Raw genomic sequence first — 19,562 nt, forward strand, 5'->3', positions numbered from 1 at the left:
AGTTACAAAAAAGGATGCCGCATAATCTGTCTGGGACATATTACGCAATATACCCACAGGACCAAGCAGCATCCTTTTATTTAATTCATAATTACTTAACCGCTCCGGTAATACCTTCTGCGAACTGTTTCTGCAGTACGAAGAATACAACCATTGTCGGGATGGAACAGAATAATACGCCACACATCAGCATACCATAGTCTGTTACATAACCTGTGATCAGGTTGGCGATCAACATTGGCATTGTCATCGCCTTGTTATCAGTCATGATTACCTTCGGCCACAGGTAAGAGTTCCATGCATTCATGAAGGTAATAACTGCTGCAGCTGCATATGTAGATTTCATAGTAGGAATGAACATCTGTAAGAAGATTCTTACTTCGCTCAGTCCATCGATACGAGCTGCCTCGATAATATCTATAGGGAAGGATCTTGCGTTCTGACGGAACATCATGATCATAAACGGTGTAGAAATGATCGGAAGGATAAAACCAACTGCTGTATTCAGAAGTCCTGCTTTGGAGAACATCTTGAATAACGGAACCATGGTAGCAACCTGAGGAACCATCATTGCCAGAAGCAGAACGGAGAACAGTCTGTCTTTTGCCTTATCATGATAAACTTCAAAACCATATCCTGCGATAGAGCAGATCAGCAGACAGATCACTGTTGTAAGGATCGCATAGAAGAAAGAGTTTCCAAGTGCTCTCCACAGTGGCTGCTGAGCTGTCAGGTTTTTGAAGTTTTCCATGAAGTAACTTCCCGGAATAATTCGTCCACGAGATACATCTGTTGATGTATTTGTTGCAGCTGAGATCATCCAGTATAACGGAAATACTGAAATAAATGACACGATGATCAGAAAAATATAGGTAGGAATCAATCTTCTCTGAATTGCTGATTTGTTTTTCTTAGTCACGTGTATCACCTACTTTCAAGTTGATAAATGCAAGTACAGCTACCATAATGAATATAAGGAATGACATTGCTGATGCATATCCAAAATTCGGTACGTTGATAAAACATGTATTGTAAACATAATGGGACATTGTGATCGTTGAGTTCGCCGGACCACCTTTTGTCAGGTTGACGGACTCATCGAACAACTGTAATGTACCATTGATTGACATGATAAATGTCATGATAATTGTCGGTTTCAGAAGCGGAACTGTAATCTTCCAGAAAGTCTTCCAACCATTAGCACCATCGATCTTGGCTGCCTCGTATACAGAATATTCGATATTCTGAAGGCCTGCAAGATAGAATACCATGTTGTATCCTGTCCATCTCCAGATCAGCGCGATGATGATAACGATCTTGGCACTGGTGGAGTTTCCAAGGAAGTTGTAGCCGGTAGATAAGATTCCAAGTTTGATCAGGATACTGTTGATCAGACCATCTGTTGCAAACATGGAACGGAAGATCAGGGAATAGGAAACCAGGGATGTTGCACATGGAAGGAATACGCATGTACGGAAAAATCCTCTGAATTTCAGGTCTTTGTTGTTGAGCAGCTGTGCAAGTAAGATTGCGAGTACCAGCATGATCGGTACCTGAATGATCAGATACAGGAACGTATTGACAATTGACTGCTGGAATACCTTATCAGCCATGATACGCTGATAGTTACTGAAAATTGGTTCTGCGAACCGCATGTTTGCTCCGGCACCTGTCTGTAAAGAAATGATAAATGCACGGATCATTGGATAAAAACTCATGATTGCGATCATCAGTGTTGCCGGCAGAAGGAAAATCCATCCGGCAGCTCTCTGTTTCGCGATCAATGACATGCCTTTTTTCTTGGAATTCACAGGAACTCCCCCTTTCAAACCTAACTTTTAACGCACGACAGGGGACTGCAAGCAGTCCCCCGCCTTGATTACTTATAAATGTTCACTTTTCGAGATTCAGATTACTCTGTCATCTTGAATGCAAGTGTATCCTGTGCTTCCTGAAGTGCGTCTTCTACAGATGTACCATTTACGATATTAACAACTGCTGTGTTGACACATTCTCTTGCTTCATAGTGATACGGTGTCTTTGTGAACTCCGGAATATGAGAAGAGTACTCTACAATTGTTGAGAAGATCGGCTGGTCATTGAAGAATTCGTTTGGCTCGTTGTAAACATCAGATTCTCCAGCTGGCAGGTAGCAGGAAATTGCTCCTGTTTCCGGAAGGATTGCATCATAGAAATCTGTGCTGGAACCAAATGTGCTTGCAAGGAAGTCCTCTGCGAGTTCTACATTCTTGCAGTTAGATGTAATGTACCAGGAAGATCCACCGTTGTTAGCGTAGTTTGTTGCACTGTCAACATCGTCAACTTTTGGCATTGTTGTGATCTGCCACAGACCTTTCTGATCCTCTGTCTGCATCAGAGTAGCTGTGATCCAGTTACCATTTACGATACCAGCAGCCTCGCCGCTTGTGATTGTTGCAATGTACTCATCCCAGTTGTTTACGAGTTTAACAACGTCGTTTTTAACAAGGTCTACATAAAGGTTGATGCATTTTTCTGCTGTGTCGTTTCCAACGATATAAGCTTCTCCGTCTTCATTTACGAAGTTAGCTCCGCAGGACTGCATCATCATCATCAGAGTGTCGCCGCCTGTAGCTTCGCTTGTAAGGAGGTATTTACCGGTCTTTTCATGAACGTCTTTACCGATTTCCATGAATTTGGACCATGTGATGTCTGTCAGGTCATCCAGTGTGTATCCAGCTTCGTCAAGGATATCTGTACGATAGCAGGCGATAACAGCACCGTTGTCGAACGGAACACCGTAATGTGTGTCATCTATCATTGAATAGGACTGTTTCAGTTTTCCGAAATCATCCCAGTTGATGTCCATATCTTTGAGATCTGTGAAAGCGTCCGGATAGCTCTTCAGATATTTCTGATAGCTGTTGTCCTGCATCAGAACGATGTCCGGAAGTGTGCTGTAGTCACCAGCGTTAGCTGCTGTTGTCAGTTTGGTCTGGCAGTCATCAGAAGATGTCTCAATAACGTCTACTGCAAATCCATCATGATCTTTTGCATACTGCTCACCAGCCATCTGCATGGATTTGATGTTGAAGTTCTGATCCCATGCCCATACGGTTAAGGTGTTGTCATCGTCTGCTGCATAAACAGTTGTAGCTGCGCCGGCAAAGGATGCTGCCATAATACCTGTCATTAATACTGCAAGTAATTTTTTCTTCATTTAGATGTCCTCCTTTTATTAAGCGTATTCTTTTACCCCGAATTGCTTATGAATCAATTATAGCATCCGATTCAATAGGATAGTTTGCAGAATCATTTACATAATGTGCATTTTCGACTATTTTGTGTATTTCGCACTATTTACATGATTCATTTTTGGGTTTTTTGTTTGTTTTTCGCATTCATGCGTTTTTTGTCGTATCATTTTGATGAAAAAAATCCTCTCTTTTCGACAGAATGCATAGATTCTTTGTTTCCAAGAGAGGTTTTTGTTCTTATTTCATAAATTTTTCATTCATTTTTTGTACATATTTCACATATTTTTTCACATTTTATGCAAAATAGACTTTTTGAGGATGCAGGGTTTTTATGGTATGCAGCATCTCATCCGTCAGATCAAGAAGAAGTTTTATTTTGTTTCCGTCCTCTTTTACGATCATTGTGTAGTATGGCACATCATCGTCGTAGGATGTGTAATCGTATTTTTTAAGCTTTTCTGTGCCGCCGTTTTTCTTGTATTTTGCAACGCTTTCGTGCCAGTGCGGCGCGGTCACTTCCATGTTTTTGAGTTCCAGGACATGAGCGGTCTTGCGGTATTTCTTGCCATAGATCACATCGATGGTAAGTGTATCGCTCTCAAGTGTGTACTCGTAATCTTTCTGGCTGAAGACATCATACACGAAATAAAGTGCCGCCAGCAAAAATCCTGCAAGCATGAAGGACTGAGAGATCGTGATTCCGAGTATTACAAAGAACACGGCAAAAATGATCATGACTTTTCGCAGGATACCGGACATGCTTTTTTTCTTCCGGGATACCTGCTCTACAATTTTGTAATCGTACATTAAAAAATTCCTTTCTGTTTTGGATTCTATTCTACCATCCCTCTTCTGAGTGGATGTCGAATTTCAGGATCTGCTGTTCGTAGCTTTCCGGGCGTTTTCGCCATTCGATCGGGGTAACTCCCATAAGCTGCTTAAAGTTCCGGTTAAACGTTGAGTTTGTCGTAAATCCGCACTTGTGGGCAATATCCGCCACCGGCGCATCTGTTTTCTGCAGAAGATCACAGGCAGTCTGGATTCGCACGGTATTGATATATTCCAGCGGGCTTACTTTCATATAAGAGGTAAAAAGCCGTCGAAAATGTGTCTCACTGATGTGGCAGCTTTTTGCGAGATTTTCGATCTTGATATCTTCCATGTAGTGATCGGATATGTAATCGAGAGATCTGGAGATCATGTTCGTGATCTTTCCCTTTTCTTCCGGAACTCTCTCTTCTGCTTCATTTCGATTCATTCTGGCAATTTCCGCCAGAAGTGACGCAAGGATTCCTTTTGCTTCCTCAAGATAAAATTCCTCGCCATTTCGCATAATATCCATGATCTTGAGGATCTTGGATGCTACAGAAGTATTGTCTGCTTCTTTTAGAAACAGTGGTTTGGAATAAATACGCTGGAGCATTTTTTCTGCTTTTACAGGATTGTCCAGAAATTTCCGAAGAAATCCCTCTACATCGATAAACAGATACTCCCACTGGCTAAGATCTCCCGGATCACTGTTCGTAGTATGAGGATAATTCGGTGGAAGGACCGTAAACTCTCTTCCATGAAAACGCACCATATCCTCTCCCAGAATCAGATGCCCCTCTCCCTCATAGCAAAAGCCGATCTCAAGATAATTATGAAAATGAAGATAATCCACACCTTTGCCATAATTCTGCCGCCACTTCTGCCCCAGCAATGCCAGGATCGGGCTCCCCGCCGGCATCTGGTAGTAACGGAACTCCATCTTGGGTTTTTTTCTCTTTTTCGCCATTGTATCCCTCCGTTTCTCAGAGATATTGTATTATTGTACAACAAAAAAAGGGTAAAAAAAAGACCTCTCTGCCATAACTGGCATTGAGATCTTTTTCTTTTCCAGTCTTCTGACCGGTTTATATCGCTCCCAGAATTTCTCTGGCATTGTCGATCCGTTCCTTCGAAGGTGGTCTGACACCTTCCAGCGGATAAGGAATTCCTAGCTGTTCCCACTTAAATACACCAAGTGTATGGTACGGAAGCACTTCGACTCTCTCCACTGTTTTTAAAGTATGGATAAAATCTGCAAGCCTGTGGAGATACTCATCTTTATCGCTGCCTCCCGGAACCAGTACGTGGCGGATCCACATCGGTTTTCCCATATCTGACAATTTCCGTGCCATTGCCAGAATATTTTTGTTGGACTGTCCTGTAAGCTTGATATGTTCTTCTTCGTCAATCTGCTTGATGTCCAGAAGAACAAGATCAGTATACTTCATAAGCTCCAGCCATTTGGAATAAAAAGGTTCCTTTTCTGTGTAAGGATTGGCACTGGTATCAAGAGTCGTATGAACTCCTGCGGCCTTTGCCTGACGGAAAAATTCAATCAGGAAATCAATCTGAAGAAGAGGTTCTCCTCCACTCACAGTGATCCCGCCTTTGTTACCCCAGTAATTCTTATAGCGAAGAGCCTGTTTCAGAAGCTGAGACGGGGTGTACTGCTGCCCCTCTCCCATTTTCCAGGTGTCCGGATTATGGCAGAACTGGCAGCGCATTGCACATCCACTCAGGAATATCACATATCTGACGCCCGGTCCGTCTACTGATCCGAAGCTTTCCAGAGAATGGACATATCCTTTGATTTCTTCACTCATTATTACATTCTGTCGTGGCAGGTTCTGGCAATAACATCCAGCTGCTGCTCTCTTGTAAGGTCGATGAATTTAACGGCATATCCGGATACACGGATTGTGAAGTTTGCATACTCTTCTTTTTCCGGATGTTCCATAGCATCAATCAGTTTTTCTTTACCGAATACGTTAACATTGAGGTGATGAGCACCCTGATCAAAGTATCCGTCAAGCACACGAACAAGGTTCTCTGTACGTTCTTCTTCTGTATGTCCCAGAGCATCAGGGTTGATGGTCTGAGTATTGGAGATACCGTCAAGGGCATCTTCATAGTCCAGTTTTGCAACAGAGTTGAGGGATGCAAGAAGTCCGTTCTGCTCTGCTCCATAGGACGGGTTGGCACCAGGTGCCAGCGGTTCGCCTGCTTTTCTTCCATCCGGAAGAGATCCTGTAGCTTTACCATAAACAACGTTGGATGTAATGGTAAGAATGGAAGTAGTAGGTTTGGAATCACGATAGGTATGGATGTGTTTCAGTTTCTCAAGGAATGTAGAAAGCAGTGTTGTTGCGATCTCATCTGCTCTGTCATCATCGTTACCATAACGTGGGAAGTCACCTTCTACGATGAAGTCTGTTGTGATTCCGTCTTCATCACGAACAGCTTTAACTTTTGCATATTTGATAGCGGACAGGGAGTCTACTACGTGAGAGAATCCTGCGATACCAGTTGCGAAAGAACGGTCAACCTTTGTATCGATCAGAGCCATCTCTGCTGCTTCATAGTAGTATTTGTCATGCATGTAGTGGATCATGTTCAGTGTTCCAACATACAGATGAGCCAGCCAGTCCATCATCTTGTCATATTTAGCAACTACTTCGTCATAATCAAGATACTCAGAAGTAATCGGCTGATAGTTCGGTCCTACCTGCTGTTTTGTCTTCTCATCAACACCACCGTTGATAGCGTAAAGAAGGCATTTTGCAAGGTTTGCACGAGCTCCGAAGAACTGCATTTCCTTACCTGTCTCAGTAGCGGATACACAGCAGCAGATGCTGTAGTCATCACCCCATACCGGACGCATAACATCATCGTTCTCATACTGAACAGAGCTTGTCAGTACAGAGATGTCAGCTGTATATTTTTTGAAGTTTTCAGGCAGTCTTGAAGAATACAGAACTGTAAGGTTCGGTTCCGGAGCCGGTCCCATGTTTTCCAGTGTATGCAGGAAACGGAAGTCGTTCTTTGTTACCATGGAACGTCCGTCCTGTCCCATACCTGCAACTTCCAGAGTTGCCCATACCGGGTCACCGGAGAACAGCTGGTTGTAAGAAGGAATACGGGCAAATTTAACCATACGGAATTTCATTACCATGTGGTCAACAAGCTCCTGAGCTTCTTTCTCTGTAAGAGTTCCGTTCTCAAGGTCTCTTTCAATATAAACATCAAGGAATGTGGAAATACGTCCAACACTCATTGCAGCACCGTTCTGAGTCTTGATTGCTGCAAGATATCCGAAATACAGCCACTGGAATGCTTCTCTTGCATTCTTAGCCGGCTCGGAAATATCAAATCCGTATGCTTCAGCCATAACCTTCATGCCTTTGAGAGCACGGATCTGATCAGCGATCTCTTCACGAAGCTGGAAGTCATAACGTCTCATACCCTGACGGTCGCATGCTGCGAAGTCTTTCTGTTTTCCTTCGATCAAAGCATCGATACCATACAGAGCAACTCGTCTGTAGTCACCAACGATACGTCCACGTCCGTAAGTATCCGGAAGACCTGTCAGGATCTTGCTGTGACGGGCTAATTTCATCTCTGGTGTGTAGATATCAAATACACCCTGGTTGTGTGTTTTGAATTCATAGTTGTGGAATACGTCTTTGATCTTGTCGCTTACTTTGTATCCGTAAGTTTCGCATGCCTGCTCTGCCATTTTGATTCCACCGTATGGCATAAATGCACGTTTCAGCGGTTTGTCAGTCTGAAGACCAACAACTGTTTCAAGATCTTTAAGATCTTCGTCGATGTATCCCGGGCCATATGCTGTCAGAGATGTAACAACCTCTGTTTCCATATCCAGAACTCCGCCTTTGGCACGTTCTTCTTTCTGCAGTTCCTGAAGTTTTCCCCACAGTTTGTTTGTTGCTTCTGTTGGTTCTTCCAGGAAGGAAGCATCTCCGTCATATGGTGTGTAGTTCATTGAGATAAAGTTACGAACGTCGATTTTTTCTTTCCAACGGTTTCCTTTGAAACCTTCCCACTGTGAAAAGTTTTTCATTTTGCACCTCTCTAATATATGATTTATTCCGCGTATGTCCCGTCTAACTTTTCTTGCAAAAGAAAAATAAGACCGGAATCTTATTAGTTTCAAGTGAACACTCCCTTGTTCACGCCGCTAGTGTACACTATGGAATACGCCGTTGTCAATCGATTAGCGCATGCTTTTAATTTAATACAATTTGTAGCTGTGTCTTGATATTTTTTATCAACATGTTGTGGTTTTGTACTTTTTTACGTTCAAAAAATGTACCCGGAAAAGTACAAAAAAGCAGCCTCTCGCTGCTTTTATATTCCCCCGTTCCACACATCAATATGCAGAAGCTGGAACAATAATGCAAATACTGTTTTGTAGATCGTTCGTGCCTTGAGAGCTGTCTTGTCCATATATCCAAGATGCATTTTGACTGCTACAGATACGGTGCTGTCGATGATGTTGGACACGATCACCTCCGGATCCATCAGATCGGACACCCCAAACATCCTGCCGGTCTCTACCATATAATTAACGAATACTTCAAAGCTCTGCTGCCGCACCTCAAGGATCTTCTTAGTATAGTGTGCTGACTGGCAAAATCTCCAGTAAAAAATGGTCTGTTCCGGATCACTCATAAGGAATTCCCAATATGCACTCCAGAGAGTCCAGCACATAGATTCCAGATCCTCTGCTGTCTTAAGCTCTGCCTTCTGGTTCTGGATCAGATTCTGGATCATTCCTACAACCTTGCCGTCTACTTCAAAAAAAGATGTCTCCATCAGATCGAACAGATCCTTGTAACACTGATAAATATACGGGTCGGAAAGCCCGCATCCCTTTGATACTTTACGGACGGTAACGCCTTCGATGCCTTCTTCTGCTACTACTTTATATATGGAACGCTGAAGTCTTTCTTTTAATTCTTCTTTTGTATATTTTCGAGCCATTACACTCTCCTTCTGTATGCCGTTGATTTGGTTAAATTTGACCGAATCCCGACTGCTGACTTCGCTTTTTACATAAAAAAAGCAAGACAGCAGATGGATTCTCTGTTCTTGCAACTGGCTGGCTCGTTCTCGGCCCCTATAGCTTTGCGTCACTGCGTTACCACAGCTTTGCCTTTATGAAGTTAAGTTCATGGTAACGTAAATTCTGCATTTTTTCAAGGGTTTTGATCCAAATAAGTAAAAATTAATGTAAATGTTAAAGTAAATGTTAACCTGATTTATTTTAATTCATGGTGTAACATGGTATGATTAGAACAGTGAACAATGTAGTATCAATAAAATACGGGGAGGTAAACTATGTTTCAAATTCCCACAAAGATCGAACCGGCATATACCGCCGGGAACGTTCTTACACTTAACCAGCAAAAGATCCAGCCTGCTCTGCACAGGGGAAATATTCTTTCTGTAAATTTGAAGGAAACTTCATCTGGCCATGTACAGGAAAATCCCAAAAGAACGCAGGCTTATCGACATCCAGAACCAGCACCTGTAACTCCGACAGTATCTTCGGTATTCTCTGCTCCGCAGAAACACGATATCCCGGTCCTTCGTAACGTCATACAGAAGGGCCAGAAAGTCCGTATCGGCACAGTCGGGCAGCTTCCAAAGGTGCGTGTTGCACTTGGCTGGAACGTCTCTAACCCTCAGTGTGATATCGATTTATCCGCTTATCTTCTGGATGCTTCAGGCAAGGTTCCCGGCGATGACTGGTTTGTTTTTTACGGACAGACACTGAGCCCCGACGGAAGTGTTGCCCTGCATGTAAACGGCTCCAGGGCAGACCGTGAATATGCGGATATTGATTTTTTCAAACTGAATACTTCCATACGGAAGATCGTTTTTGTCCTTACGATCAACGAGGCACTGGAGCGGCACCTAAATTTCAGCATGGTCAAAGATGCCTATATCCGGCTTCTCGATCCGGATTCCGGTCAGGAGATCTACAGTTTCATGCTGACCGATTATTATGACAATGTCACATCCATGATGCTCGGAGAGATTTACTTACATAATACAGAATGGAAATTCAACGCCATCGGAAATGGTGTCGCCAGAGATCTGGCGGGGCTCTGCCAGTTATACGGCGTTGAGACAAACTAACGGGAGGATACTCTTATGATCAAATTTGAAACCATAAACGAACTGACACTCAAAGTCACTACTACAGGCAACGACGTTATCTTCACCAAGACCGGTGCTTTTATCGCAGGCGACTGCAGCGGCAACACTAATTACCGCTTCGAAAAAGTCCTTCTCGGACCGCAGAAAAGTCTCGCCCAGGCAGCACTCGGCTCCCTGATGCGCCGCGTCACCGGTGAAAACATTCCTCTTACCAAAGTCACCATGAACGGTCCATCCGAAACCTATTACGCAGAAAGCGCACAGCATGTTCTGGTCTATAAACTGGAACCGGGCGAAACGATCTCTGTCGAATCCGAAAACCTGCTTGCATTTACACAGGACTGCAAATACAGCGTCCGCTTCATCGGTGTCGGCGTTTTGTCCCAGAAAGGTCTTGCTACCACCACACTTACCGGAACTGGAAGCGAAGCTTATGTGGCGGTCATCACTGACGGAAACCCGATCGCACTCAGCAATGTACAGTCCCACAATACGATCTCTGTCGATCCGGATGCTGTGATCTGCTGGATGGGCAATGGCGCCTGCGACCCGCGCATCACAACAGATGTCAACTGGAAAACCTTTATCGGACAGGCTTCTGGCGAATCTTATTCCTTTGAATGGCATGGCGGAATTCCGGTAACTGTTATCATTCAGCCTTCTGAACGCAGCGGCGGTATCCGCGTTGCAATCGATTAAAAAAATATCCCCTGCCACTTTAGCAGGGGATATTTCAAAATCAGCTCTTTTTATTTGTTAGATCTCATGATCGCTTTTCGTACCATATCCACAGGGATGATCAGTACTCCAAGAACCATGGAAACAAGCAGTGCTTTCAGTGTCAGAGGAGTTGTGCTGAAGACTTCTCCACCGATCTGGATCAGGACTGTCTGAAGAACAAAGATCGCACCCATTACAAGGATAAATCTCTTATTTTCTCCAATATGCTCAAACAGGTTAAATCTCTCAGATCTGGTATTCAGACTGTTAAAGATAATCGCATAAATAAAGAATGCAAACATAAAGGTCTTCTCATACAGATCCGGATTTGAACATCCTGCCGGCATAACTGCTGTTGTGATTCCGCCGACATTTTCCAGGATCAGGATAGATCCCAGAGTGATAAATATTGAACTTACACCAATTGCAGATTTGATATATCCTGTCAGGATATTGTCGCTTCTCTTTGCCGGCTGCTCGTTCATGTAACGGTTCAGGATCGGCTCACCGCCGAATGCCATAGCTGCCAGTGTATCCATGATCAGGTTGATCCACAGGATCTGTACGATAGAGAATGGCTCTGTCCAGCCAAGGATCGGTGCCAGAATGTTCATCAACAGGGTACTGATATTTACAGTTAACTGGAAGATCAGGAATTTGCCGACGGATTTTGCCATCGTTCTACTGTTCAGTACACAGTCTTTGATAGAAGTCAAACTGTTATTCAGGATGACAACATCGCCTGCTTCCTGTGCAACTGCGGTTCCATCTCCCATTGCAAATCCGATATCCGCCTGTTTCAGAGCAGGTGCATCATTGACACCGTCTCCGGTCATACCACAGACATCATCAAGCTGCTGTGCAACTGTGACAAGGCGTTTCTTGTCCAGAGGTTTCGCACGGCTGACAACACGAAGATTCGGAAGTTTTTTCTTAAGCTCATCATCAGAAAGCTGTTCCAGTTCATCATGAGTAAGAACAACTTCTGTCTTTTCATCTTTGAGGATTCCGGCTTCTTTTGCGATCGCAACGGCGGTCTCTTCGGCATCACCGGTAACCATGACTACCTGGATTCCGGCACGGTTCAGGACTTCAACTGTTTCGATCGCATCTTTTCTTACGTTGTCTCGCAGAGAAAGGACTGCAAGAAGGATCTTCTGGGAACCAATGATCTTCACTACGGAGAGAAGTTTCATAGTTCTCTTCGCCTGTGCGACCATCTGCTCTTCCACTTTGGCTTTCTCTGCAGATGTAAATTCTGCGATGCTGCCATCTTCTGTCATATAATGTGTTACGTCATTGATGATGTTCTCTGTTGCACCTTTCCAGTAAACAGTGCCATCATTTAGTTCTACGGTTGCACATTTCTTCTCGGAATCAAATCCGCTGATCTCTTTTACTTTGGACGCATCAACTTTATCCGGAGCACCCTTGGAAATAGCATAGGTCAGAAGTGCACGGTCCATGTTGTTACTTCCGATCGCTTTACCTTCAGAGATTTTTGCAAGGTTATTCAGAGTGATCGCTTCCAGGAAATCATTATGTGAGACATGGTCAACGATTCTTCCGTCTCCAAGGACAAACTCTACCAGTGAAAGATTTCCCTCGGTAATGGTTCCTGTCTTATCACTGAACAGAAGGTTCATGTAAGCAGAATCAGAAAAAGCTGCCTTATGGCTTACAAGGATGTTTTTCTTATACATGGATTCTGTGTTCATGGACTGAACCAGGCTGTTCATCATCGGAAGACCTTCCGGTACTGCCATGATAACGATGGAGGCCATCAGCATAACAGCCTCTGCGATCAGAAGAAGTACAAATACTGGTGTGATTGCTTCATCTGCTCGCATGATAGAAAGAACAACCTGCAGGACACCTGCGATCGCTGCTGCAGAAACACCAAGTTTACCGATTCCGCCGGCAACAACTTCAAGTTTGAGGCTGGAAGTATCTTTACGCTCTTCTTCCTCGTTTTCATCGGTAAGGGCTTTGTTGATCTTACCAAGTTCGGATGCATCGCCAATCACGGTTGCTACCATATATGCCTCGCCGCTGGTAACGACTGATCCCATAAATACTTTATGTGCAGAAGAATAATCTGTAGATTCTGCTTCTTCCATGGTATCTGCTGCGGACTTGGACTCATCACGGGATTCTCCGTTCAGAGCTGCCTGAGATACTTTCACATTGCCTTTGAAAACAAGTCCGTCAACCGGGACTTTATCACCTGCCTGGATCAGAATGGTATCGCCTTTAACAATATCACTTGTGAGAACTTTGACAAGTTTGCCGTTTCTGAATACTTTGGCGTAGGTTTTGCTGTACTCTTCCTGCAAAGCCTCACTTCGTGATGTATTTCTGTATTCAGACAAAGTGCTGAATCCAGTCGCAAGTGCGATCGCAATCACGATACTGATGATCTCAACGACATCATTGTCGCCGCTCAGTGCCGGAACGATCACGCCAAGGATTGCAAGTACAATCTTGAGTACCAGTGCAAGACATAGAACCTTGATCCAGATATCATCAAAAGCACCGATGAACATAGACCAGAGTGACTCTGTTTCTTTCTTGGCAAGTGCGTTGGTTCCATACTGCTGTTTGCTCTGCGCTGCCTGCTCCTCCGTCAAGCCCTGTTCAAGAGCTTTCCTGTTTAGTTTTTCACTCATTTTGGTGAATTCCTCTCTTAAAATAAATTTATATATATTCTGATAATGAAGCAGGAAGAGAAACTGCAAAAGTTTCTCTTCCCAAACTCTTCACATCATCATACATACCGTCTGCAAAGATCGCCGATCGATGTGTCCTTTGTGCCCTGACCGATGGCTCCGAATTTCCATTCGCCATTGTGTCTGTAGATCTCTCCAAAGATCATTGCGGTCATACCGGAATAATTCTCGGTAAGGTCATATTTACACATCTCGCGATTGGTACTTCCATCTACAATTCTGATAAATGCATTTTTGATCATTCCAAAATGCTGTTTTCTCTGGACTGCTGAATAGATATTTACAACGATCACGATCTTGTCATATTCCTGCGGCACCCTGGAAAGTTCAATGAGGATCTGCTCATCATCGCCTTCTCCCTCGCCAGTCAGGTTATCTCCCATATGACGGACAGTGCCTGATTTGTGCACAAGATTTCCGAAATAAACAACATCTGTCTTATCCACAAATTTACCATTCTTAAGCAGGATCGCGGTCGCATCACAGTCAATATCTGCCGCCTTAAAAAGCCCGAACAGCCCTGATCTCTGCTCTACCGCATCCCATCCAAGTCCTACGAGTACATTTGAAAGTCCCTTGCTCTCTTTGCTGAGACTGACTTTCTGTCCTTTTTGCAAACTAATCGACATATTCTATCTCCTCCCGGCATTCGCCAGTCAGTTAATGTGTAACGTTGTTTTTGATGCAAAAAAATTATGCAACTTCGATTCCGTAATGTCCGCAGAGTGCTGCCAGACCGCCCTGGAATCCACTGCCGATCGCATTGAATTTCCATTCGCCGTTGTGTTTGTAAAGTTCTCCAACAACAATAGCTGTTTCGATGGAGAAGTCCTCTCCCAGATCATAACGGATCAGTTCCTGGTTTGTATCTTTGTCCACGATTCTGATATATGCATTGGAAACCTGGCCGAAGTTCTGTCTTCTTGCCTCTGCCTCATAGATCGTTACTGTAAAAGCAATTCTCTCAACATTTGACGGAACATCTGCAAGAACAACTTCCAGTTCTTCATCATCACCTTCGCCCTCGCCAGTACGGTTATCTCCCATATACTTTACGGAAGCTGACGGATGTTCAAGATTTCCATAGAAGATGAATTCTTTGTCCGTCGGGCATTTACCATTGGAACCAAGCATAAATGCTGCTGCATCAAGGTCAAAATCTGCACCTGTGTCAAAAGCATTTACATCCCAGCCAAGTCCTACCATGATGTTCTTTAAGCCCGGATTTCCCTTTGTAAGATCTACTTTCTGTCCTTTTGATAAATTGATTGGCATAGCTGTTTCCTCCTTTATGATTTCCTCTTTTGAGAAATTTTAACATGTTTTATTTGCCTGCACCACCATAGGTTTTGAGAAATTCCTGTTTGATATTCTCAAGGCGGGCCGCATCGTCGATACGCTGTTTTCTTGCTTCCTTCTGAATATTCTGCGTTTCCTCGATACCATTGACGATCGTTCTCCACGTTGTTTCCAGCGTTTCGATCTTGACGGAACTTCCACTTGCAAGTCTCGCTGTCATCTTGGACTGCTCAACTGTATTCCTGGCATTTTTGATCAACATTTCATTTGTCTTCTTGTCAAGTTCTGACAGTGCCTCTGCCTGGATCTTCTGGCGTTTGAGCATGACTGCCTGGGCAAGCCCCTGCTTAAAGACCGGAAGCGTAACGATAAACGCTGAATTGATCTTTCTGACAAGGTTCATATTGCTGTATGCCATTGTCTTGATCATCGGAATGGACTGGATCGCAATATTCTCAGCAACGCGAAGATCCTGTGTACGCTGTTCCAGCATCATAAGTGCATTGTTCAGTCCTGCCAGTTCAAGCTGAATGGAGTTATCTCCTGTCGCCTCAAAATCTGCCTGGCGCTGTGCAATGTAAGCTTCCAGTTCACGGCAGCCCTGCTCACCGGCAAGAATGTATTTGACAAGCTGATGGTAATAATCGACATTTGCATCAAACATCTGCTCCAGCTTACGGTTGGACTGCTTGATCTCGCCCTCATACTCACGGAGCTGCACATAGATCTTGTCTACTTCCTCTCCCATTGTATGATATTTGTCGAGGATCTTTTCGAGCTGTTTCTTCATATTTCCAAACAGCTTGTTAAACAGGCCTTTGTTTTCCTGAAGTTCACTCGGATCAAACTTTGACATGATCTTGGACAGCGATTCAAGCATCTCACTGGACTCATCCAGCTGGCTCATACTCATGCTGTTCAGAACAACATCCGATGCTTTTGCAATCTCCTCTGCCGCCTCTGCACCGAAAGAAACGATCGTTTCGAGATTATTGACCTCGATCGTGCTTACAAGTGCGTCGACCTCCTCGGAATTCGTCAGTGTTTCATTCATTTGCTGACGGTCTGCCATGATATCATATGGCTGCACTGTCTCAATCTCAGTGCTGGCTGCCGGTGCAGATTCCACGGGTGATGCCGGTGGTGTTACCTTGCTGAAATCAATTCCCATAACACTTTATCCTTTCCTGAATAGTCTGTCACGCCATGACGTGTGTGCTGTTAATGGAATCGTATTCCAGTCAGGAACCTGCAGATCATACATAAAATCTCCTGTCTGATGTTCTTCCATTAATCTCTGGTTAAAATGGTTATCCATATTGTAGCCTGTCGGAACAAAGAAAAGCACATCAAATCCCAGCAGGTTCAAAAATGCTGCATAGACAGAATCCTCCAAAGTGATCAGTACTTCTGAAGCATTGATGTAGATCAGTTTCGGATTTTTCTTCGTAAAATCAAAATTCTGTATCAGCCGCGTGACCTGTTTCGGCAGGTTCAGTGCGACAGATATGATCGTATATTCTGTTCCATTCTCAAATGTTCCCCGGATCAGCCGCTGCTCGATCAACGCCTCCAGCTTGTCCAGGATGTACTCCTGCATCTCTTCCCGGAGAAATCCATACGGATATGCCGGATGATTCCGGATCTTCCTGCGCTGCAGTTTCCCGTTTCGGAAAAATTCCGCCGCGTACATTTTAATCGGATTCGGTGATGTGGAAGTCAGAAACGGAGGATGATCGATCACCACCGTTTCCGGTGTCATCAACTGTTTGATCGAGATCCAGTAACCCTCTGTTTTCCTGTCCTTCACGCCGGATATTTTTGAAAAAATCACCGGCATGTTCACGGTTCCGTCAGCCGTACTGAAATTTGGTCTGTATTTCATCTCCGTATTCCAGAGAAGTTTGATCTCCCTGTCCATAGTCTGCAGCGAGATCGTATTGGCTTTCGTAAACTGCTGATCCCGGAATATCACAGAGTCATTGTACATCAGTGTATCCAGTTCCCGTTCTGCATGATACGCGGCAGTTCCTATATGAAGCTGTGCGTTTTGCTCCGGAAACTGATCCAATTTCATTGAAGTCTCATAATTTATCTCATATAAAAGAGTATCTTCAAGCATGCAGTGTTCATTCCGGTCCGGACACAGAATCAGGACATCCACCGGCACTCTCGCCAGAAATTTCATAAAAAGAACTTCATTTACATTCTGACATACGCCCAGATGGATAAAACAACCTGTGTCGTTTTTCTTCCAGTTCTTAAAAATCTGGTTCTGATATCTCCGGATCCAACACAAAAGATACACACCCTTATTCATCAGTCTGTTAAGATTGATCTCCGGCTCTCCTGCTTCCAGCTTCATCACTTCTGCAAAAGCCCTGCAGAGTACTGCCTGCAGAACCGGGCTCACCGGATATTGTATATTCATCTGCAGATCCGCGATCATCTGCTCCACTCCTGTATAGTGGTTTCTTCGGATCCTCATGATCTCATCTGTTGTCGGGTTTGGAATGCTGCCATTCACGATCACTGTCTGCCGCTTCTGATTCTTCAGTTCCAGATAAAACTGGTACAGATCATTTGCATAAGTAAGTTTATCCTCCACACCACCTATCCGCAGATAACAGTTATAAAAAAGATCCTCCCTGTCGCCGCGCTGCTCCGGTGCTTTGAGGATATCTGCCAGTCCACTTCCTTCGATCCAGGCATTTGTGCAGTTGATAAGCCCATCCTTTGAACCAAACAACTTCTGATTCTCCTCTGCCTTCTCAACCTCTGCTCTCAGTTTCTTAAGTGAAAAATCCGCCGGGAATCCTCCGACGTTTTCTCCTGTATATAAAGTAGATTTCTGAGACTGCGGATCAAGTTTCAGATACGCTTCATCTCCCATCGGTTCTGCAAGGACCACATCACATCCTGCATTTGAAAGAACAGAAATCAGCAGAAGTTCATAATTACTGATCGAACCAACATAGAGGATCTTGGGAACATTTTGCTGTCCGAGCTGATTCACGATCCGCTCAAATTTGTAATAAAGCCAGCACATAAACTTGATATATGCATTCTTGAGCATATTTTCAGTTTTTCCCGCTCTTCTCAGTTCCTCCAGTGAATCATAGATGGAAGCGGCTACATTCTCGTTCTGTGAACGGTTCATCCTGGGAAGCCATTTCTGAAGCCCCGACATGATAAAGCCCATGCTGAGCTGAAAATCATTCCCCATCATTTCATAGTAATAAGACAGATTCCCCTCCGTGGGATTCGGTATCTTACCCTCAACGATCACTCCGCATTTCCCCGCGGCATCATAATAATCGTACAGAAATCTGCCGATTTCTTCCGAGTAACCATTGATACGGTAAAAATAAACACCCTTTTCCCTACGCTTCCCCAACTCTGTAAAAAAGTCACTGAGGCTTTGAATTTCTTTATGTTCTAAAACCAACGATTCTCACCTCAATATTTATTATAAATCATATTGTGACTCTCTTTTTTCAGAATAGTCACTGTAAATCATTTTATCATAGTCGACTGTTAATTACTACAGGTCTGAATTATTTTAAGATAATTTTTAGAAAATAGTTACATTTGTCATATAGCGTAAAGTTATGTCCTATTTTACAGGTAATAGCAGTTTCCACTGCATCCGTATGGAAAAATCTGCTTCTTCATTTCTGTCCGGAAAGCAGCTTCTGTGTCTGTATTTTCCAGAATCTCAAGAGCAGTTTTGAGGTTTCGGATATCTTTCTCCATAAAATCGGTGTAGTTGCCTCTGCCGACCAGTTTCAGGTGTGTAATCCCGGCATCTCTCAGTCTGTAAAGTGCACATAGACCGCAGCCGGTCGCACCGCACAGATAGCCGTTGTCATCGTATTTGGGGACAGTGGCATCTTCATCCTCAGATTCATCTCGTACCGGTTCCGTCCAATAGGGAACCCTGCACAGATGCCCTAGCTCATCACAGTGAAGCGAATTACAGAACGCTCCCGTAAACTGGCACATCTCATTCAGCACAAAAGCCTCAAACTCTGTCTCCGCCCGTCTCCCACCGGCAGTTCTTTCCGAGCAGATCACAGACTGCATATCCTCGAAGCTGTTTTTCCTGTGAAAAATCACCCTCTTCAGATCCAGACGCTGAAAAACTTCCACTGTTCTGCGGTTGATCTCTCCCATCTCACCACTCATATGGATTTCGCACGGGATTCCCTTCTCTCTCAGATAAACGATCAACGCCGGGTCTGCAATAATATAGCTCATAAATCCAAGTTTCATACAGTTCTCTATGATCTCCACGATCTCCGGATACTGCTGTGGAATATAGTACAGGGAATTGAATGTCAGATGTACCGGCTTTTTGTATTTCCGAATCATTTCTGACAAAATTTCCAGTTCACTGAACGCCCCAAGCTGCACATGATAACACAATACCTCACGACGGTTGAGCGGCATGACAGTTCCGTACTTTTCCGTCCACGAATACGGTACAAATCCGCTGAAAAACTCATCTGCACCTGCTTCCACGAAACGGATATATTCATCTACTGATCCCAGTCCTGCTGTAATCTTCATCATCTTTTTA

General features: G+C 44.0%; 16 protein-coding genes and 1 riboswitch. Of the genes, 2 read left to right on the forward strand and 14 right to left on the reverse strand.

Annotated elements, in window-relative coordinates; all coding sequences use genetic code 11:
• Positions 1–91 precede the first annotated feature (91 nt).
• The 8 genes from DWX28_RS10820 to DWX28_RS10855 all read right to left on the reverse strand — a co-directional run bounded on the left by DWX28_RS10820 (position 92) and on the right by DWX28_RS10855 (position 9,050).
• On the reverse strand, positions 92–919 hold the full coding sequence (locus tag DWX28_RS10820) for a carbohydrate ABC transporter permease (protein WP_173905847.1): 828 nt from the start codon (positions 917–919) through the stop codon (positions 92–94).
• Positions 912–1,811, reverse strand: coding sequence for a carbohydrate ABC transporter permease (locus DWX28_RS10825; RefSeq protein WP_118252683.1), 900 nt, complete (start codon positions 1,809–1,811; stop codon positions 912–914). Before DWX28_RS10825 ends, DWX28_RS10820 begins: the two co-directional genes overlap by 8 nt.
• Before the next feature lie 101 nt (positions 1,812–1,912).
• Positions 1,913–3,199 carry an ABC transporter substrate-binding protein gene (locus DWX28_RS10830; protein WP_118252684.1) on the reverse strand — a complete coding sequence of 429 codons (1,287 nt, stop codon included), beginning with the start codon at positions 3,197–3,199 and terminating at the stop codon, positions 1,913–1,915.
• Positions 3,200–3,530: 331 nt separating this feature from the next.
• Positions 3,531–4,043, reverse strand: coding sequence for a hypothetical protein (locus tag DWX28_RS10835; RefSeq protein ID WP_022213447.1), 513 nt, complete (start codon positions 4,041–4,043; stop codon positions 3,531–3,533).
• A gap of 31 nt (positions 4,044–4,074) precedes the next feature.
• The gene (locus DWX28_RS10840; protein WP_227222547.1) at positions 4,075–5,013 is read right to left on the reverse strand and encodes an AraC family transcriptional regulator; all 939 of its coding nucleotides are present in this window, start codon (positions 5,011–5,013) and stop codon (positions 4,075–4,077) included.
• 118 nt (positions 5,014–5,131) lie between these two features.
• Complete coding sequence (pflA, locus tag DWX28_RS10845) at positions 5,132–5,869, reverse strand: pyruvate formate-lyase-activating protein (RefSeq protein ID WP_118252685.1); 738 nt, start codon at positions 5,867–5,869, stop codon at positions 5,132–5,134.
• A 2-nt stretch (positions 5,870–5,871) separates the two neighbouring features.
• A complete protein-coding gene (gene pflB / locus DWX28_RS10850) occupies positions 5,872–8,127 on the reverse strand; it encodes a formate C-acetyltransferase (protein WP_118252686.1) in 2,256 nt (751 codons plus the stop codon).
• 287 nt (positions 8,128–8,414) lie between these two features.
• Positions 8,415–9,050 (reverse strand): TetR/AcrR family transcriptional regulator, encoded by a 636-nt coding sequence (locus tag DWX28_RS10855; RefSeq protein WP_118252687.1) that lies wholly within the window; start codon positions 9,048–9,050, stop codon positions 8,415–8,417.
• A 106-nt stretch (positions 9,051–9,156) separates the two neighbouring features.
• Positions 9,157–9,233: riboswitch (cyclic di-GMP riboswitch) on the reverse strand.
• A 174-nt stretch (positions 9,234–9,407) separates the two neighbouring features.
• On the opposite strand from DWX28_RS10855, the gene DWX28_RS10860 reads away from it, so the two are divergent.
• Together DWX28_RS10860 and DWX28_RS10865 are read left to right on the forward strand one after the other, a co-directional pair.
• On the forward strand, positions 9,408–10,211 hold the full coding sequence (locus DWX28_RS10860; RefSeq protein ID WP_118252688.1) for a TerD family protein: 804 nt from the start codon (positions 9,408–9,410) through the stop codon (positions 10,209–10,211).
• A gap of 15 nt (positions 10,212–10,226) precedes the next feature.
• Positions 10,227–10,931 carry an AIM24 family protein gene (locus DWX28_RS10865; protein ID WP_118252689.1) on the forward strand — a complete coding sequence of 235 codons (705 nt, stop codon included), beginning with the start codon at positions 10,227–10,229 and terminating at the stop codon, positions 10,929–10,931.
• Positions 10,932–10,981: 50 nt separating this feature from the next.
• Here the strand turns inward: DWX28_RS10865 and DWX28_RS10870 are convergent, their stop codons facing one another.
• From DWX28_RS10870 to DWX28_RS10895, 6 genes are all read right to left on the reverse strand, one after another.
• Entirely contained in the window at positions 10,982–13,621 is a 2,640-nt protein-coding gene (locus DWX28_RS10870) for a cation-translocating P-type ATPase (protein ID WP_118252714.1), read from the reverse strand.
• A gap of 98 nt (positions 13,622–13,719) precedes the next feature.
• Positions 13,720–14,310, reverse strand: coding sequence for a TerD family protein (locus tag DWX28_RS10875; protein ID WP_022213638.1), 591 nt, complete (start codon positions 14,308–14,310; stop codon positions 13,720–13,722).
• A 64-nt stretch (positions 14,311–14,374) separates the two neighbouring features.
• A complete protein-coding gene (locus tag DWX28_RS10880; protein ID WP_118252690.1) occupies positions 14,375–14,956 on the reverse strand; it encodes a TerD family protein in 582 nt (193 codons plus the stop codon).
• A 49-nt stretch (positions 14,957–15,005) separates the two neighbouring features.
• Positions 15,006–16,151: a toxic anion resistance protein gene (locus DWX28_RS10885; RefSeq protein ID WP_022213636.1), complete on the reverse strand. Its 1,146-nt coding sequence runs from the start codon at positions 16,149–16,151 to the stop codon at positions 15,006–15,008.
• Between the two features lie 6 nt (positions 16,152–16,157).
• Positions 16,158–18,428, reverse strand: a complete 2,271-nt coding sequence (locus DWX28_RS10890) for a YceG family protein (protein ID WP_118252691.1) — start codon at positions 18,426–18,428, stop codon at positions 16,158–16,160.
• Positions 18,429–18,601: 173 nt separating this feature from the next.
• Positions 18,602–19,555: a U32 family peptidase gene (locus tag DWX28_RS10895; RefSeq protein WP_330417652.1), complete on the reverse strand. Its 954-nt coding sequence runs from the start codon at positions 19,553–19,555 to the stop codon at positions 18,602–18,604.
• Between the last annotated feature and the right edge of the window lie 7 nt (positions 19,556–19,562).

It is taken from the genome of Blautia sp. AF19-10LB, assembly GCF_003461245.1.
Taxonomy (GTDB): domain Bacteria; phylum Bacillota; class Clostridia; order Lachnospirales; family Lachnospiraceae; genus Blautia_A; species Blautia_A intestinihominis.